Source organism: Methylobrevis pamukkalensis (genome assembly GCF_001720135.1).
GTDB classification, from domain to species: domain Bacteria; phylum Pseudomonadota; class Alphaproteobacteria; order Rhizobiales; family Pleomorphomonadaceae; genus Methylobrevis; species Methylobrevis pamukkalensis.
In genome coordinates this window covers 1-2,469 of record NZ_MCRJ01000224.1, presented here as the reverse complement: position 1 = coordinate 2,469, position 2,469 = coordinate 1, and the positions used below count along the sequence as shown (strand labels likewise).

Genomic DNA, 2,469 nt, shown 5'->3' with positions numbered 1-2,469 from the left:
GGGGACGCAAGACTCCAGGGGATCTTCGCAAAGCGGCCGCTCGTTACGGCGAGACGCCGGCGAGGGAAATCACCCTCCCCTTCATCGTCCCCTCCCCCTGGAGGGGGAGGGACAGGGAGAGGTGGCATCCTTGCTCAGGACTCCCGATACGCCCCCTCACCGCGCCATCGCCAGGATCGCCTCCACGTCCACATGCCGCGCCAGATGCGCCGCCAGCGCGTCTAGCGCCGCCTCGCGTCCGCATCATAGGCAAGCGACGACGCCGCCCCGATCCCGGCAAGGATCGCCGCCCGCTGCGCGTCGTGGTGAAACAGGCCGTGGAGATAGGTGCCCGTGACCCGGCCGCTCGGCGAGATCGCCCCGTCCGGCCGCCCCTCCCCGCCGAGCCGGGCGAAGGGCCGCGCCCGGTCCGGCCCTTCCGTGCGCCCGACATGCATCTCGTAGCCCGACAGCGCCACGCCCGCTGCCGAGACGCCCTGCACCTCGGTCAGCGTCTTGTCGTCGGTCATCACCGTCTCGACGTCGAGCAGGCCGAGCCCGGAGACCGTGGACGGCGGCCCCTCGATCCCGTCCGGATCGGCGATCATGGTCCCGAGCATCTGGAAGCCGCCGCAGATGCCGATCACCCTGCCCCCGCGCCGCACGTGGGCGGCGAGATCCACGTCCCAGCCCTGCGCCCGCAGGAAGGCGAGATCGGCGATCGTCGCCTTGGAGCCAGGCAGGATCACGAGATCGGCCACCGGCAGCGGTGAGCCGGCCGGCACGAACACGAGATCGACGTCGGCCTCGCGGCGCAGCGCGTCGAAATCGTCGAAATTGGCAATGCGCGACAGCACCGGCACGGCGATGCGGACCCGCCCGCCCGCGCCTTCCGCCAGCCCGCGGTCGAGGATCACCGCGTCCTCCGGCGGCAGGCGCGCGGCATCCGGCAGATGCGGCACGAGGCCGAGCGCCCGCCAGCCGGTCCGGTCCGCGATCATCCGCATCCCCTCGTCGAACAGGCTGGGGTCGCCGCGAAAACGGTTGACGAGGAAGCCGCCGATCAGCGCCGCGTCGTCCGGATCGATCACCGCCTTCGTGCCGACGAGGCTGGCGATCACGCCGCCGCGGTCGATGTCGCCGATCAGCACCACGGGAATGTCGGCGGCGCGGGCAAAGCCCATGTTGGCGATGTCATTGGCGCGCAGATTGATTTCCGAGGCGCTGCCCGCCCCCTCCACCAGCACGATGTCGGCCTCGGCCGAGAGGATCCGGAAGCTCTCGAGCACCGCCGGCATCAGGCTCGCCTTGAGATCCTGATATTCGCGGGCGCGGCAGGAGCCGATCCGCCGGCCCTGCACGATCACCTGCGATCCGGTCTCGGCCTCCGGCTTCAAGAGCACCGGATTCATGTGGACCGAGAGCGGCACGCCCGCCGCCCGCGCCTGCAACGCCTGCGCCCGGCCGATCTCGCCGCCGTCGGAGGTCACCGCGGCGTTGTTCGACATGTTCTGCGCCTTGAACGGCCGCACCCGCAGGCCGCGCGCGGCAAGCAGCCGGCAGAGCCCGGCGACGATCAGCGACTTGCCGACGTCCGATCCGGTCCCCTGAAACATCACGCGCGCGCGCTCATCCTGCCTCCACCTTGAACAGCGGTAGAGCAATAGCCGATCGCGCGGCAAATCACAGTGCAGGACAGCGCCGCAGCCGACGATTCCTCGCCGCTTGACCCCGCGCGGGTGGACGCCGACCGGCCGGGGCGATAGGAACGGGGCACTCAGACGTCCACCGCCCGACGAGGCCTTCGATGCCCTCCTTCGCCGTCCGCTTCTACGAGATCGCCGCCCGCCGCTCGCCGCTCTGCGTCGGCATCGACCCGGCGCCCGAGACGCTGCAGAGCTGGGGCCTGCCGGTCACGGCCGAAGGCGCGCGCGACTTCGGCCTGCGCCTCGTGGAGGCCACCGGCGAGCGGGTCGGGGTGTTCAAACCGCAGGTCGCCTTCTTCGAGCGCTTCGGCCCGGCCGGATTCCTCGCGCTGACCGAAGTGATGGACGCGATCCACGCCGCCGGCGCCCTGTGCCTGTCCGACGTCAAGCGCCTCGACATCGACCACACGCTGATCGCCTATGCCGCCGCCTGGCTCGGCGAGGACGCCGGCTTTCCGAGCGACGCGATCACGGTCGGCGCCTACACCGGCGCCCGCGCGCTGCGCCCGGTGGTCGACCGCGCTGCCGAGCACGAGGCCGGCCTGTTCGTGCTGACGCGCTCGTCCAACCCGGAAGGGCTGGAGCTGCAGAACGCCCGCCTTGCCGACGGGCGCACCATCGCCGAACAACTCGCCGACGAGATCACCGCCTTCAACGTCGAGATCGCCGGCACGGCGACCGGCCCGGTCGGCGCCGTGATCGGCGCGACGCTGGACGACGCGATGCCCGTGCTCGACCGCCTGCCGCAGAGCCTGATCCTCGCCCCCGGCGTCGGCGCCCAGGG

The 2,469-nt window shown here is 71.7% G+C and carries 1 protein-coding gene and 1 pseudogene; one reads left to right on the top strand and one right to left on the bottom strand.

The genetic code is table 11. The features are described from left to right. Positions 1-156 precede the first annotated feature (156 nt). A pseudogene (locus A6302_RS20020) lies at positions 157-1,595 on the bottom strand (cobyric acid synthase). Between the two features lie 191 nt (positions 1,596-1,786). Here A6302_RS20020 and pyrF point away from each other — a divergent pair. Next, the coding region (gene pyrF / locus A6302_RS20015; RefSeq protein ID WP_069308488.1) for an orotidine-5'-phosphate decarboxylase at positions 1,787-2,469 on the top strand (683 nt) is incomplete at its 3' end.